General features: G+C 36.1%; 15 protein-coding genes. 9 read left to right on the top strand and 6 right to left on the bottom strand.

From position 1 onward, the window contains the following. Positions 1–29 precede the first annotated feature (29 nt). Positions 30–947 (top strand): TetR/AcrR family transcriptional regulator, encoded by a 918-nt coding sequence (locus tag AC1Q6O_RS00180; protein ID WP_008179565.1) that lies wholly within the window; start codon positions 30–32, stop codon positions 945–947. Positions 948–983: 36 nt separating this feature from the next. Here AC1Q6O_RS00180 and AC1Q6O_RS00175 read toward each other — a convergent pair whose 3' ends face one another. Next, a complete protein-coding gene (locus AC1Q6O_RS00175) occupies positions 984–2,627 on the bottom strand; it encodes a sensor histidine kinase (RefSeq protein WP_492400855.1) in 1,644 nt (547 codons plus the stop codon). After that, positions 2,624–3,325: a response regulator transcription factor gene (locus AC1Q6O_RS00170; protein ID WP_008179568.1), complete on the bottom strand. Its 702-nt coding sequence runs from the start codon at positions 3,323–3,325 to the stop codon at positions 2,624–2,626. Before AC1Q6O_RS00170 ends, AC1Q6O_RS00175 begins: the two co-directional genes overlap by 4 nt. Before the next feature lie 103 nt (positions 3,326–3,428). Between AC1Q6O_RS00170 and AC1Q6O_RS00165 the strand changes: the two genes are divergently transcribed. From AC1Q6O_RS00165 to AC1Q6O_RS00155, 3 genes are all read left to right on the top strand, one after another. Then, positions 3,429–4,568 (top strand): DUF418 domain-containing protein, encoded by a 1,140-nt coding sequence (locus AC1Q6O_RS00165; protein ID WP_089987072.1) that lies wholly within the window; start codon positions 3,429–3,431, stop codon positions 4,566–4,568. Positions 4,569–4,796: 228 nt separating this feature from the next. Beyond that, positions 4,797–5,336, top strand: a complete 540-nt coding sequence (locus tag AC1Q6O_RS00160) for an SLOG family protein (protein WP_170844185.1) — start codon at positions 4,797–4,799, stop codon at positions 5,334–5,336. A gap of 100 nt (positions 5,337–5,436) precedes the next feature. Beyond that, positions 5,437–5,751 carry a hypothetical protein gene (locus AC1Q6O_RS00155; RefSeq protein ID WP_036222931.1) on the top strand — a complete coding sequence of 105 codons (315 nt, stop codon included), beginning with the start codon at positions 5,437–5,439 and terminating at the stop codon, positions 5,749–5,751. 46 nt (positions 5,752–5,797) lie between these two features. On the opposite strand, the gene AC1Q6O_RS00150 is transcribed toward AC1Q6O_RS00155, so the two are convergent. The 3 genes from AC1Q6O_RS00150 to AC1Q6O_RS00140 form a co-directional block, all read right to left on the bottom strand. Then, a complete protein-coding gene (locus tag AC1Q6O_RS00150; protein WP_008179575.1) occupies positions 5,798–7,192 on the bottom strand; it encodes an L-cystine transporter in 1,395 nt (464 codons plus the stop codon). 291 nt (positions 7,193–7,483) lie between these two features. Next, on the bottom strand, positions 7,484–8,434 hold the full coding sequence (locus AC1Q6O_RS00145) for a GGDEF domain-containing protein (RefSeq protein ID WP_008179576.1): 951 nt from the start codon (positions 8,432–8,434) through the stop codon (positions 7,484–7,486). Then, the gene (locus tag AC1Q6O_RS00140) at positions 8,412–9,293 is read right to left on the bottom strand and encodes an EAL domain-containing protein (RefSeq protein WP_089987070.1); all 882 of its coding nucleotides are present in this window, start codon (positions 9,291–9,293) and stop codon (positions 8,412–8,414) included. The genes AC1Q6O_RS00145 and AC1Q6O_RS00140 overlap by 23 nt, the downstream gene beginning before the upstream one ends. 327 nt (positions 9,294–9,620) lie before the next feature. On the opposite strand from AC1Q6O_RS00140, the gene AC1Q6O_RS00135 reads away from it, so the two are divergent. The 4 genes from AC1Q6O_RS00135 to AC1Q6O_RS00120 all read left to right on the top strand — a co-directional run bounded on the left by AC1Q6O_RS00135 (position 9,621) and on the right by AC1Q6O_RS00120 (position 13,522). After that, positions 9,621–9,806, top strand: a complete 186-nt coding sequence (locus AC1Q6O_RS00135; protein WP_090002379.1) for a hypothetical protein — start codon at positions 9,621–9,623, stop codon at positions 9,804–9,806. Further along, on the top strand, positions 9,796–11,214 hold the full coding sequence (locus AC1Q6O_RS00130; RefSeq protein WP_090002377.1) for an amidase: 1,419 nt from the start codon (positions 9,796–9,798) through the stop codon (positions 11,212–11,214). Before AC1Q6O_RS00135 ends, AC1Q6O_RS00130 begins: the two co-directional genes overlap by 11 nt. Positions 11,215–11,359: 145 nt before the next feature. After that, positions 11,360–12,520 (top strand): PucR family transcriptional regulator, encoded by a 1,161-nt coding sequence (locus tag AC1Q6O_RS00125; RefSeq protein ID WP_090002375.1) that lies wholly within the window; start codon positions 11,360–11,362, stop codon positions 12,518–12,520. A 105-nt stretch (positions 12,521–12,625) separates the two neighbouring features. Then, entirely contained in the window at positions 12,626–13,522 is an 897-nt protein-coding gene (locus tag AC1Q6O_RS00120) for a DMT family transporter (RefSeq protein WP_008179586.1), read from the top strand. A 57-nt stretch (positions 13,523–13,579) separates the two neighbouring features. On the opposite strand, the gene AC1Q6O_RS00115 is transcribed toward AC1Q6O_RS00120, so the two are convergent. Then, entirely contained in the window at positions 13,580–14,152 is a 573-nt protein-coding gene (locus AC1Q6O_RS00115; RefSeq protein WP_008179588.1) for a YitT family protein, read from the bottom strand. Between the two features lie 171 nt (positions 14,153–14,323). Here AC1Q6O_RS00115 and AC1Q6O_RS00110 point away from each other — a divergent pair, with 171 nt between their 5' ends. Continuing rightward, positions 14,324–15,613 carry a DUF2252 domain-containing protein gene (locus AC1Q6O_RS00110; protein WP_492400854.1) on the top strand — a complete coding sequence of 430 codons (1,290 nt, stop codon included), beginning with the start codon at positions 14,324–14,326 and terminating at the stop codon, positions 15,611–15,613. Positions 15,614–15,619 lie beyond the last annotated feature (6 nt).

The following is a 15,619-nucleotide window of genomic DNA, read 5'->3' as shown; positions in this document are numbered from 1 at the left end:
GAGTATAATATTTTAAAAAAGGTGAGGTCATGAACAAAAGAAAAAGACAGATTATTACAGCTGCACGCGCACTTTTTATTGAAAAAGGATTTTTAGATACATCGATTAACGACATTATCCATGATGCTAAAATTTCAAAGGGGACGTTTTACAATCATTTTTCTTCGAAGAACGAATGCTTAATCGCAATTTTAGATGAAGGACGTGAGGAAGCAAGTAATCGTCGACATGAACTTATTTACGGGAAAGATCCTACAGATTTAGAAGTATTAACGCAGCAAGTCGCTGTTCTCATGTACGTCAATCGTGAACATAATTTAATTCAAATTTTTGAATCAATCTTCCATTCAAGAGATAAAGAACTGAAAAAAATTATTATTAACTACCACCTACAGGAATTAGAATGGTTAGCAAATCGACTTGTTCAAGTCTTTGGTGAAGAAATTAGCCCAATAAGCTATGAATGTGCTGTGCAAACACTTGGAATGATTAACCTCACATTGCGCGCAGTTTTTATTGCTGATTATAATAAATATATCAATCGAGAAGCCATTGTACGTGTAGCATTGCGCAATATTAGCGTTATTATACCTACGATGCTTGAATCGAAAGAAATCATCGTTAGCGTTGAAATGATCAATACAATTCAAAATGTAGTGAATTATAAAACCGTTACAAAAGATATGGTCATTGATCAATTACATGGCTTTGCCAAAGGATTAACGAACAATGAAACAGTGGAAGGCTTGGAGTATGCGGAATTCTTATTAGAAGAGCTTCAACGCGAAAATCCAAAGCTCTTTATTATCGAATCACTTCTTACACCTTTCCGTAAAGCATTCGTTGGAACAGAACATGTCGCAGAAGCCCGCGATATCGCTAATAGCCTATGGCGTTATGTAAAAATTGAGCGCCCAGCTGAGCGGTGCAATAAAAATAGACAATAATAAAAGAGGTATCAAAGTGAATTTTGATACCTCTTTTTAATGACATTGAAATTTTAAAATAAATACCGTACCGGCACGATCTGAACGTACACTTATGGTGCCATTGTGGAGATCAATGAGCTGTTTCGTAATGGCTAGTCCTAACCCTGTCCCTGCTGTATCATCTGTAGTGTTAGTTCCACGATAATAACGTTCGAATAGGTTATCGAGCTCTTCCTGAGGAATGCCAGGACCATGGTCAGCAATAGTTAGCATCACTTCTTTACCAGTATGTTGCGCTTCCACCATCACCTTCGTGCCTACAGGTGTATATTTCTTTGCATTGGTTATTAAATTATCCATAATCCGCTTGAGTAAAAGTTCATCTGCTTGCAGCATCACATCACCATAAACCTTTACGCTTACCTGTTCATCTGCAAATTGTGTTAACCATGTTGTCAAAGGCAGTAATACCTTATCCAGCTGTATAGCTTTATTTTTCAACTGATACGTATACGTTAAATCTTGTATAAGCGCATCCATATACGTTGCCTTTTCCTGCATCGTTTGTGCAAAAATACGCATCTCTTCCTTTGTCCACTCATAATCCTCCGAGGCAAGCATTGTGGAATAGCCATAAATAGAACTTAAAGGCGTTTTTAAATCATGCGATAAGCCTGTAATCCACTCCTCACGTAACTGCTCTGATTGCTTAATTTGCCTTTCATTTGAATCAAGCCGCTCAGATAAATGGTTTAGGGACTCCTCTACAGGCTGAAATAATTTAAATTTCCGTTTCAATTTCCCTGTTTTCTTATGATGGATTTTCTTATCACTTATATCACTGTAATCAAATTGGGTAAGTCGCTCAATACGTGATATGACATAAACAAGTGGTCGTACAAATTGTCGCGAAATACTTATCGATAAAAAGATAACGCCCAGTAATAAAATAATATGCCCACCAAAGAAAATAGAAACAAATAAAATCATTGCCTTATTGAAAGGCTCTTCGAACGGTTTATAGGATGGATTCGGCATGCGGACAACAAATGTGGAATCATCCGCTAAGGTCGTGCTTTGCTTAAGTTCCCCATGCTCAAAAATATCGTATTTCTCCTCAACCAGTTGCGGCTTCTTCAGCTCTTCGTAACGCTTTCCTACAATGTCTGTTCGGTTCCATTCCGTATCATAAATTTCAACACTAGCTTTATGTTCCTTTAAACGCTGTAGTGTCACTTCTGAAATCGCTCCTGTGGCTAACCAATTATCAAGAGCCTCCTCAAATAGTGGCTGAACAGGAGAAATAGGTAGAAATAACAAATAATATTTTGGGAGTTCCCATGTATGCATACCCGGCTGCTTTAATGCAAAAATTTCGCTATCAGGCATTCCACATAGTTCACATCTTTCCCCTGTATAATCTACAATGGTCATCGACTGATCAAATAAGTAAAGTTGTCCTGCATTTTCCTCAGCACGTTTTACTAAATAATCGGCAATTTTAATGGATTCTCCTTTTTCGACGACAGCATCATCCTCAATTTCAAAGGAGCTCATGACATGAATGTTGTCTCCTACACGATCATTAATAAAGATCGCAAAAAATACCAAGCTCATAATAAAGCCTGAAATAATTAATAAATAAAATATGATGAAATAAGATACAAAACGAAGCGTTAATTTCCCTGCTGGCTTCATGGAGAAACATCCCCAACAAGCTTATAGCCAATACCTCTGACCGTTATAATACAGGTAGGCTTTCCAGGATTCTTTTCAATTTTTTCTCGCAGTTTTCGAATATGTACCATTACTGTATTATCATCAAATAAACAATCTCCCCATACACGCTCGTAAATTTGTTCCTTAGATAAAACTTGCCCCGCATTATCACATAAATATTTCAATAAATGAAACAAACGGCCACTAATGATTTCCCTTACGCCATCCACAGTGATTTCTGCAGCATCAATATCGAATGTAAAACGGCTACATGTAAAAAGATGATTTTCTGTGACTTGCTTTTTCTTCATATAACGTGCTAGCTGTACCTTCACCCTTGCAACAAGTTCCAGTGGGTTAAATGGTTTTGTAATATAATCATCTGCACCATTCATAAAACCCCGAAGTTTATCGGCGTCACTGCTTTTAGCTGTTAAATAAAAAATAGGAGCATCGCTTTTTTCCCGAATAATATGAGCCACTTCTAATCCACTACCATCTGGCAGCATAATATCTAAAAGATAAAAATCAAATGTTTTAGCATAAATCTCGGATTTCGCTGCTTCTATCGTGTTACATACTGTAATACTTGTCATTCCTTCTTTTCTTAAAATGATATCAATCATTTCAGCTATCGCGCGTTCATCCTCTAATACTAATATGGATGCTTTCTGCATATCCTCACCTACTTTTAAGATTACTTTAAGGTAGTCATTATTTCACCATAAGCTTCCTCAACTATTCTATGTATAAGATAACCAATTAAGGAGATAAAACGCAATGACAACTAATCGTATTACTTTCATTGATACAATGCGTGGGTTTAGTTTATTTGGCATCTTAATGGCGAATTTGCTGATATTCCAATTTGGGATGTATGGCAAAGATGAATTAAAAAATCTTTCTACCTTAGATAATGGAGCTTTATATTTTGTAAAGATTGTGATTGAAGGCTCCTTTATGCCAATCTTCACTATTTTATTCGGCTTCTCGCTTATTAAATTAATTGAATCCATTCGAAGAAAAAAAAATAAAAGCCGCTGGTCTGTATTACGTCGGGCAATTGGTTTAATTGCCCTCGGTTTACTCCATTCCATTTTTTTATGGGAAGGCGATATTCTTTTTTCTTATGGCTGTATGACTTTATTTTTAATTCCCTTTATTAATCGTAAACCCAAAACTTTGTTTATATGGGCGGGTATTCTATTTGTCCTTACGACGGCTTTAACATACGGTTCTATGGAGGCAACTAAAAAGGAACAAAAGGAATTAGATACTTACATTGAACAAGCAAATGATGTCTATGCTAATGGAAGCTACTTAGAAATTTTTGATTTCCGAGCAAATGCAGAAGTACCTGGAATGGAAGACCCTTCCTTCATCTTTATTGTATTAATTTTTGCGCCAATGTTTTATGCTCCCCTATTCCTCTTCGGTATGGCACTCGCTAAAAAGCAAGCCTTTACGAAAATGGACGAGGAAGTAAAGTGGTATAAGCTAGGGGCACTCCTAGTTCCTATAGGACTCGCATGTAAAAGTGTAAGTTTTATAGAAAGTGATTTTTCTTCCATCTTATTGATGGGCGGATCTCAACTATTAGCACTTGGCTATGTCAGCCTTGCAGCTTTACTCTATAAAACACGCCCTGTACAACTCCTTGCTCCTGCATTCGAGAGCGTGGGAAAATTATCTTTAACCAATTATTTACTACAAACTATTATTTGTACAACTGTTTTTTACGGTTATGGTCTCGGATTATATGGCAAGTTAGGTGTCTTTGGCGGTATTTTATTCGGTATCGTTGTTTACAGCCTACAATGTGTCCTCAGCCTTGCCTATTTAAAGAAATTTAAACGTGGCCCATTTGAAACAGTCTTACGTGTATGGACGAATTGGTCGTGGACCGGTCAGGTGAAGTAAGACTCCTACAAACTACTATATACGAAAGGAATTATTTCATATGAATAGTGACTCTAAAGAAGACTTTACAGACTCGTGGTGGTTTTTAGGTATTTGTGCGGCTGTAGCAGTAATTTTAACACTATTGCATTTTAATCGATAATATCGGCATTCGTTTTCCTTGCCCCCTACTGTATACTATTACTACAACCATACAGCTTAGGGGGCATTTTCTTGTTAACGCGTATAATGATTACAGGCTATAAGCCACATGAACTTGGTATTTTTAACGATAAACATCCTGGGATTAGTATCATTAAAAAGGCATTGGAAAACCGTCTACGTCTTCTACTTGATGAAGGGCTCGAATGGGTGATTATTAGCGGCCAACAAGGTGTAGAATCTTGGAGTGCTGAAGTTGTATGGACGCTAAAAAAGGAATTTCCTCATTTAAAATATGCAGTTATCACACCCTTTTTAGAACAAGAGAAAAATTGGCAGGACCATAAAAAGGAAAAATATCAAACCATAATTGCCCGAGCAGATTTCGTCACAAGCATTACGAAAAAACCGTACGAGGCTCCTTGGCAATTTATTGAGAAGGATAAATTTATTATTCAAAATACAGATGGTCTATTATTAATTTATGATGAAGAAAATGAAGGCTCTCCAAAATATATCAAACGTCTGGCAGAAAAATTTATGGAGTCTCATGACTATTCACTTTTGACAATCAATGCCTATGATTTACAAATTATAGCAGAGGAAATACAGCAACAAGATTGGTAGATATTAATTGCTATAATTTTCCGACAATTATATACTAGTATTATGAATTAGGTTGTCTGTAGCTAACTTTTTGATCACATTTCGAAAGGAGCTGTCACATTTGAAGAAACAAATCGAAGTAATTTTTGAAGCTTCTCCGATAAATATTGCTCATGATACGTATCGCCGAGAGTGTAGCTATACGCGTGGCATTCATATCGAAGAACAAGAATTTCTAGCCATTTTAAGGACTATGAGTAGGGATTCCCGCTTATATTTTGATTTTCATAACCCTCGTAAGGAGATTAAAAAAGGAACATATTTAAATGGACACTCCGGTTTAGCCTACAATATTTTTGAGTACTATAAAGAAAACTTTAATATTGAAATTACTGAAATAATCAATGGTAAAGATTTTTATGTAAAGATCATATAAAAACAACCCCCTTTAAAGTTTCACCTTTAAAGGGGGTTCTTCTATCTTATAGGTCTGCTACTTGAGCACCTAACTCTTTATTATTATACATTTCTGTATCCAATTCTTTCGTAACACGTGCTGTTGTAACACCAGCTGTCATTGAACCACTTACATTTAAAGCTGTACGTCCCATATCAATTAAAGGCTCAACTGAGATTAATACACCTGCAAGGGCAACTGGTAAATCAAGAGCTGATAATACAAGGATCGCTGCAAATGTTGCACCACCACCAACACCTGCTACACCAAATGAGCTAACTGCTACTACTGCAATAACTGTAATAATGAACACAGGATCAAGTGGATTAATACCGACTGTAGGTGCGATCATAATTGCTAGCATGGCAGGATATACACCAGCACAGCCATTTTGACCAATTGATAAACCAAATGAACCTGAGAAATTGGCGATACCTTCAGATACCCCAAGACGACCTGTTTGCGTTTTAATATTCATCGGTAAAGTACCCGCACTTGAACGTGAAGTAAAGGCGAATAATAATGTTTCCGCAGACTTTTTCACATACGTAATTGGGTTTAATCCGCTTAATGTCAAGATTAACAAGTGTACTAAAAATACAATTATTAAAGCTGCATAAGAGGCAATCACAAACTTACCTAAATTATAGATGGCACCGAAATCAGATGTTGCGACAGTACGAGCCATAATAGCTAAAATTCCGTACGGTGTTAAACGTAAAATAATTGTTACAACACCCATGACAAGGGCATAAATAGCATCTAACCCTTTTTTAATTGTTGCTGCTGTTCCTTCATCTTTACGTGCTACACGTAAATAAGCAAAGCCAAGGAATGCTGAGAAAATTACGACAGCAATTGTTGAAGTTGAACGAGCTCCTGTTAAATCCAAGAATGGATTGGCTGGGAATAACTCAACAATTTGTGTTGGTAAATCAGGTGCTGCTAAGCCAGTCGTTTTTTCCTCAAGGTATTGGCCACGTGCTGTCTCCGCTTCACCTTGTAAAATGTGTGTTGCATCTAAATCAAATACTGTTGCAGAAAGAATACCTACTGCTGCCGAAACAGCTGTCGTACCAATTAAAATAGCTAAAATAAGAGCAGCCATTTTCCCAAAATTTTTACCAATTTTCATTTTTGTAAAGGCAATGAGAATAGATATAAATACTAATGGCATCGCTACCATTTGTAATAATTTAACATACCCAGTACCTATAATATTGTACCAAGATGTTGTTTTAGCTAAAACTTCAGAATCAATACCGTAGATAAAATGAAGTCCAAGACCAAGCAAAATCCCTAAACCTAGACCTGCAAAAACACGATTCGAAAACTTGACGTGTTTTTTATTCATCACATATAAAATTCCAACGAACACAAGCAGAACTGCTACGTTAAGAATGATTTGTAAATTCGACAATGGAATGCCTCCTAAGGTGTTTTATAATAATGTAATCGAATTATATACCTATAATCCCTATAATTCAAGTATGTTTTATTAAGATTAATAATTTCATAAAATAAAAACGATTTGTCGCTATTCATTATGCCCTCAAAACGTAAAACGATCATTTTAAAGAGACTTCTTTAAAATATTTTAGTCTCCCATGCTTCAATTGGTGACAACATCATCACTTTAATGGGTTACGATCCCTGTGATTACAAAATTAATACCCCAAAATCCCCCAACATTAACAAAAACCTACATCGTTTAATGAACGAAGTAGGTTTCTTGTGTATTAATCAAATAACAGCTTCCAGTAATTTTTTTACACTGTTTTTTCACGTGTGTCACCGCATTAGATAATTGTTCTACGGAGCCAAAATATTGAAATTTATTCGTAATAACTGCAACGGATAAAGTAGTGCATGTTAATGGCTCCAGTTTTCCAATTCTATTGGCTACCTGCACATATTCAAGATCCTCTAATTCATAAAAACTCAAAATATTAGCATCAAAATCATCAATAATTCTTTGGCAAATCGAAGCAGCATCATAATAGGGCAAAATCGCTACAAAGTCATCGCCACCAATATGCCCTAAAAAATCATCTACCTCACATATATGTCTTTTAAGTATATCTGTTAAATATAGTAGGATTTTATCGCCTTTATTAAAGCCATAGGTGTCATTATAGGATTTAAAATGATCTAAATCGAAATATATTAAACTATATTGTGGAAGTTTTAAGGCTTCCTCAAGCTTTTCATTGATTAATTTATTACCTGGTAAACTACTTAGCGGATTCAAAAAGCTAGCAATGGCCACCTGTGTATCGACGAGCTTTAACAGAAGCTCCCTTATACTAACCATTCCATAATATAGGTCTTTTTTAGTGACAATCACATCATCATATAAATCCTCCGGAGGTCTAGACATTGCTTGAGTACTAACCTCAGTAATCGGTATATTCCGATCTACAATTAAAGGATTTTCTTTAATGATTAATTGATTTTGCCGTCCCATAAATAAATGATAGCCATATTGAGTACCTATTTTTTGATAGAAATGTGTACGTGTAATATGCCCAATAGGTTTTTCATCACGAACTACCACAACACTACGTAATGAAGGATTACTCGTAAAAAGTACATCTACTTCTTTATTTTTCACATATTCATCAATACATGGAACCTTTTCAATGACTTCCCCAATCTTCATGGTCACCCACCCTTATTTTTCCTAAATGTATTTCCTTTGCGGGCTTTCCTATCGCATAACCTTGCGCATAGTGAATACCGATACGATGTAGATACTCAAGCTCTTCCTGTCTCTCAATTCCCTCAGCAATAATTTTAGTTTTGGCCTGCTCGGCATATTTCATTAGCAATGTAACAAGCTGCTGCTGCTCACTAATCTGATCAATACTTTGAATTAATGAACGGTCTAGTTTAATAAATTCTGGCTTTAAATAAATAAGTGTTTTCAAGCTATTGTAGCCTGAGCCAACATCGTCTACCGCAATACGATAGCCCTGCGATCTATAATGTGATAATACACGTTCAAACTCAACAAAATCTATAACAGCACTACGCTCCGTTAATTCAAAAACTACTTGTTGTGGCTTAATGCCGAGTTCCTTTAATAATTGTAGCGTTTCCCCACTATGATATTTTTTATCTAATAATACATTCGGATGTATATTAAGAAACACTAAAAGGTTTTTATCCATCAAATCATTGTGCATACGTTCCTTGAAACGTTGTAAAGAAAGATTTCTACAAAAACATTCAAATAAAAATACACAATCTGTTTGTCCTACAAACTCATAAAACTGGTCGACACTTGTAAACAATTCCGAGGATATTGGACGGTTTAAAGCTTCAAATCCAATTGTTTGTGCTGTCTGTAAATCCACAATAGGCTGAAAGTATGTATGTAAAGAACCTTGTTGAATAATTTGCTTCAATGCTTTTAAACGTTTCATATATAACGTATTTTGTTGATGTTGCCCGTATAAATATTTTAATAAAGAAAAAACATTATTCGTTTTTATATTTTGTTCCACAGCTGACTCCATGCTTGCACCTCTTTAATTGGTTATTATGGTTCATTGTACGCTTCAATTGTAAATAGACTGTGAATCGCATGTAAAAAGAGCAAGCTCTAGCACTAGAATTCAGGGTATCCCTTTCCAAGTAGTAAGCTTTTATTCATATCTATTAAATAGTTTTAATTTCATAATATTCTTTCTATTTAGAATTATTTATTTGATATAAACTATTGTTAGTGTATGATTGTAATAATAGGATTATCTTACCTATTATATTTATTTGTGATTGACGATACTGGTCTTTATGGGGAAACCTATTTAGATAATAAAACCATTCAAGGGAGGATCTTGTTAATGAGCTTGTCTATTCAACAATTATTGGAGAACAAAGGAATTACACCGAAACCTGAACACCTTGAACGATTAAAAGCACGCTGGGAAGGTATGCAGTCACTTCGTAGCCATCTAGAAGGTATTGCGATTGATGACGCAGATATCGCTGTACGTAGCATTCCTGGAGGTGATCACATTGACAACTGATTTACATTTAAAATCCGTTGAAGAACTGGCGCCTTTACTACAATCGAAGGCTTTATCTCCCGTGGAGCTTACAAAGGCTATTCTAGATTTTGCTGAGGAAAGCCAGCCTAAGATTAATGCCTATATGGCCTTTTATCAAGAAGAAGCCTTGTCTCAAGCAAATGAAATAGAAAAAGAGATTCTCCAAGGGCAATATAAAGGAATGTATCACGGAATTCCGATGGCCCTAAAGGATAACTTATATTTTAAAGATAAAATTACAACGATGTCCTCCAAAATTCATAAGGACTTCGTTTCTAATTATGATGCAACAGTAGTAGAGAAACTTCGTGACGCTGGTGTTATTTTCACTGGAAAATTAAGCATGCATGAATATGCTTGGGGAATTACTAATAATAACCCTCATTACGGACCCGTTCGCAACCCTTGGGATTTAGATAAAATTCCAGGTGGTTCTAGTGGTGGCTCTGGTGCCGCTGTTGCAGCAGGCGCAAGTGTCGCCTCACTAGGAACGGATACCGCAGGCTCGATTCGAATCCCTTCTTCTGCCTGTGGTATCGTTGGCTTAAAGCCTACACATGGTCGTGTAAGTAAATATGGCTGTTACCCACTTGCTTGGAGCTTAGACCATATCGGCCCAATGACAAAGACAGTAAAGGATGCAGCAGGCTTGCTGGAAGTCATTTCTGGTTTTGATCATCGAGACCCTACTTGCATAGACGTACCTACTGACAATTATGTGCAGCAAATTTCAGGTAATAGTAAGGATTTAGTCATCGGCATTAATGAAGAATACTTCTTTAAAGACGTAGATGCTGACATAGAAAAGGCTGTTCGAGCGAGCATTCAAAGTTTAGTAGATCAAGGTGCTAAAGTGGAAATAGTGCGAATTCCATCCTTACAATATGCAGAATGGGCAGAGCTTGTAACATCCCTTTCTGAGGCAGCAGCTATACACCATTCTGATTTACAAAAGAGACCTCAAGATTTCGGAGACGATATCCGGTTATTATTTGAACTAGGGGAACTACCTTCTGCAGTTGATTACTTACAGGCACAGCAAGTACGTCGTCAAATTAAGCAGGAGTTTAACGAAATTTTTAATCAAGTAGATGTGCTTATTACCCCTACTCTACCTGTAGTGGCAAATACCATTGGTGATGATTTCGCTGAGCTAAATGGCAAAAAAGTAGATTTGATTGATAATATTATTCGTTTTACAGGTCCAAGTAACTTAACAGGCTTACCTGCCCTTTCAGTTCCTTGCGGCTTTAAAGGAAATTTACCAATAGGTCTCCAAATTATTGGTCCTGCCTTTAAAGAAGGTAGAATTTTAAATGTTGGGTATGCTATCGAACAAACAAACCCATTAAGAAATAGAAAGCCTAATATTTTTTCTACTATTTAATCGATAAATAACGTTGAAAAATCTGCTCACCAGGAGCAGATTTTTTTATTGTATGTATAATCTTTTCAAACTAATGGTTTTTTATTAAGACGTACTTTTATAATAGAAGATAATAGCTTACTACAAGAAAGGCAATGATCCATTCATGAATGTAGAGAACTTTTTACAATTACCCATTACAAAAGAATTTACCGTTATTGCTGGTCACAGCGGTTTGCATAAAGCTGTTCACAACGTAGAAATACTCGACTTTGAATTCTCCCCAGATATACATCATGTGCGAGATACAATATTCACTCCTAACAGTGTTGTGTTAAGTAGCTTATTATTTGCAAAGCAAAAGCCTGAGTATTTATTAAATGCCGTCAAAAGCTTGATCGAGCTTGGAGCAAGTGCCTTAGCCTATAAGCCTGTTATTTATAAAGATTTACCTAAAGAGGTTTTAACTTATGCGGAAGACCGTAATTTTCCTATCCTTCGATTTGGTGGAGATGAGTTTTTTGAAAAAATCATTTTAGAAACGATGGCTTATGCTAAAACACAGGATTACTCGTTCTTTTTAGAAACAATTGTACGAAGATTAATGGAGGAGGATCTTGCAGAGGAGCAGCTGAAGTCGATATTACAGCAAATTGATAGACCCTTTGACAAGTATGTATTTGTCGCTAATCTACGGGGAAGGGGTTTATCTCAAAGTGATTGGCAACAGAACTTTTTATCAATGGAGCCTTTATTAAAATCTGGTTTACTTTGTTCCTATAAGCAAAGTCATTTTATAATTATCACTCACCCATCTCAGCAGTTTCAGGCTGAGAGGTTTATACATGAATGGCTAACATTAAGTGCTATCCCTACCGAAGCATTCACCTTTGGCTATAGCAATTGGTACGACACACAAACAGGCATCTCTACTGCTTTACGAGAAGCCTTTTTTGCTAGTGTTTTTGCTGAAATTGATAAGGTACTAAGCTGCCATTATAAGTCCCTTGCATCAGATCGTTTATTAATAGAGCTGTATCGTAAAAATCCTACATTTGCGATGGATTATGTTACTTCCTTTTTAGCGCCTTTACTCGATGATAAGGCAGATCCAGATTTATTGGAAACGGCCAAAACCTATATTACAAAAAAAGGAAACATTAAAGAAGTAGCTGTTGACCATTATTGTCATCCCAATACCGTCCGCTATCGTATGGCAAAAATCCGTCAGTTAGTAGTACCTATAGATAATGACTATGTATTTTATGAGCGTCTAGCTGCAGCCGTTAAATTGTACTTATTACATAGCAAATTGAGTGATGAATAATCGCTTTGGAATAAGTACAAAAAAACGCCTGAATATTTAGAAATAAAATCAAATTATTTTCTTCTCTCTTATGCTATCCTAATTGAAGTTAGGAGGAAGAATTTCATGAAAACTTACATAGCGGATGGCATGCTACTCGTTACAGCCATTGTTTGGGGCAGTGGGTTTGTTATAACAGCCATTGCCTTAGAATATTTAACGGCTTATCAAGTTATGGCTGGTAGATTTTTATTAGCTTCAATTATATTAACTGTTTTATTTGGTTCCCGATTAAAAAAAGCGTCAAAATCGGTCATATGGAAAGGTGCTTTATTAGGTACCATATTGTATATAGCATTTGCTCTTCAAACGGTTGGACTTCAATATACAACACCATCGAAAAATGCCTTTTTAACCGCAGTTAATGTCGTTATTGTTCCGTTAATCGCCTATGCGGTTTATAAGCGTCGTATTGATGGGTATGAAATTATTGGGTCCTTAATAGCCATTATTGGAATTGGCTTTTTATCGTTACAAGGTTCATTGACGATGAATATTGGTGATGCCCTTTCGTTAGCTTGTGCCGTTGCTTTTGCCTTTGATATATTTTGTACAAATCTTTTTGTTCAAAAGGAAGATGCCATTGCACTAACTATCATTCAATTTCTTACCGCTTCCTTTATAGGTATTCTTGTGGTCATTAGCCAAGGAGAAATCCCTACGTCACTAGAAAAAGAAGCTATTTATTCGATTATTTACTTAGGAATTTTTTCAACAACGATTGCTTACCTTTTTCAAAATGTGGCGAATCAATATACAACTGCTACAAAGGCTGCGATTATTCTATCAACGGAATCTTTTTTCGGCATGATCTTATCGGTTATCTTCCTGCACGAAATTTTAACGAGCCGTATGGTTGTAGGAGCTGTTCTTATATTACTCGCCATACTCATTGCAGAGGTCAAACCAGCACATCCTAAAAAGAAGCTTATGAAAACACTCGACAATCAAACGCCAAAATAGTTTCAGTCTCTTACTGGAGCTATTTTTTTATGCGACACGCTCAGGAGTAAACGAATGTTATGAAGCACGACTCGTAATGATGCTCGTCGTTATGCCTACTACTAGAACCGTAATAATAGACAATAAAAAAGTAGTGGAGGATAACAGGAAGCCGCCCACAACAATAACGATAGAATCAATGAAAAATATTAATATCCCTACATTAATACTTGTTTTATCACTAATAAATTGCGCAATGAGGTCTGTCCCTCCTGTGCTTGTCTGAAAACGAAGCATTAAGCCGATTCCAAAGCCTACGAGAATCCCCCCAAGTATAGCACTGTAAAGAGCATCTATATGAACGAGATTTCTGACTGGCTTTAACAAGTCTATAGTCAAGGAAGAGGTAATTAAGCCATGAATACTATTGTAAAAATAAGCTCTATATTTAAACCAGGCAATAATAAAAATAGGGATACTAATGATAATAATCATTAGACCAATCTTCAACTTATATAAATAATGTAAAATCAGCGCTAATCCTACTACTCCCCCATCTAATATTTCATAGGGCGTTAAGAATAAGTTAATTCCTAACGACAAAGAAATACTCCCTACTATAATGACAAGGCTTTTCGTCAAAAAATACATATAACCCCCCTCCGTAACTGAGCATGTCTTATAGTATGAAAATAGGTGATTGAACATGTTACGAAATAACCCTAGATCCTAAGCCATTTTTATCGAGCCCTTTTGATAAATTTCTTCGAAACCTATTCCTTTATTTTTCGTATATACATGTAACCTAAAGGGGGTTTTTAGATGAAGCATGCATTATTGGAACAGGTGAAACATACAAGAGTTTTTTTAAGAAGGGAGCTATTAAATACCATCTTTGAGGAGTTTGATGCTCAACGAATGAAGTTAACTGAGGCACAGCGTTTGGAGAAGTATCAGAAAATGCTTGAAAGTCCATTCCGCTTTTTCCGAGGAAGTGCTTATCTATTTTATTTTGACATGACAAAAACTTCCTCCATTTTCCATACGCCTACTCTCAAACCGACTTGGATTCAAGGAGACATGCATATGGATAACTTCGGTGCCTTTCAAAATGAAGACGGCACGATTGTCTTTGATGTCAATGATTTTGATGAGGGTTATGTTGGTTCTTATTTATATGATATTGTTCGTATGAGTGTAAGTATTGCGCTTTATTTAGAAGAACAAGGCATACATAAGGCTGCTCAGGCAACGGCCATTCAACATCTGCTCAATAGCTATATAGATCAGCTTAAACGATTTCAGCGTAAACAGGATGATCCTCTAACGCTCGTATTTACGAAAGACAACACAAAAGGACCCGCCAAAAAATTATTGAAAAAGCTAGAGAAACGTCAACGCTCCCAGTTTTTACAGGATATTTCCTATGTCGATGAAGACGGGCAACGCCTATTTATTAGCAATGATGAAATTAAGCCCGTTACTGCCGAGGAATATAATGCAATTTCGAGTGCACTTCCTGCTTACAAGATTAAGGACATTGCTTACAAGCATGGCTCAGGTACTGCTTCAATCGGATTAAAACGTTACTATATTTTAGTGGAAGACAAAAAAGATGCATCGGGAGTAGACGATTTAGTATTAGAAATGAAAGAGGTCCGTACAGCGATCCCTGCCTATTTCCTTCCTTACAATCATGAATTTTGGAAGCATTATGAGCATCAAGGTGCGAGAGTAGTTGGGACACAAAAAGCTATGCACCATTTAGAGGACCCTCATTTACACTATATCACCATGAATGAGCAGGAATTTTACATTCGAGAGCGTTCCCCTTATAAAAAGAAAGTAAAGCCTAAAAACTATAAAAATGTCGACGATTACTATACAACAACCTCGATTATGGGACAAATTGCCGCTAAAATACATGCACGAGCGGATATCGATTATTCTCCTGTTTTCACCTATCATAGTGAGGATGAGATACTAAAAACGATTGGGAAAGATCGACATGTATTTGTTGAACAAGTAATTTTACAGTCTATGAACTACAAAGATACAGTCTGCTCAGATTATCACCTCTTTAAAAACTGGATGGATGCAAAGTTTAAATAGCAACGA

Source organism: Lysinibacillus sp. GW823-FHT06C08, from assembly GCF_058795135.1.
This window is presented reverse-complemented; position numbering and strand designations above follow the sequence as displayed.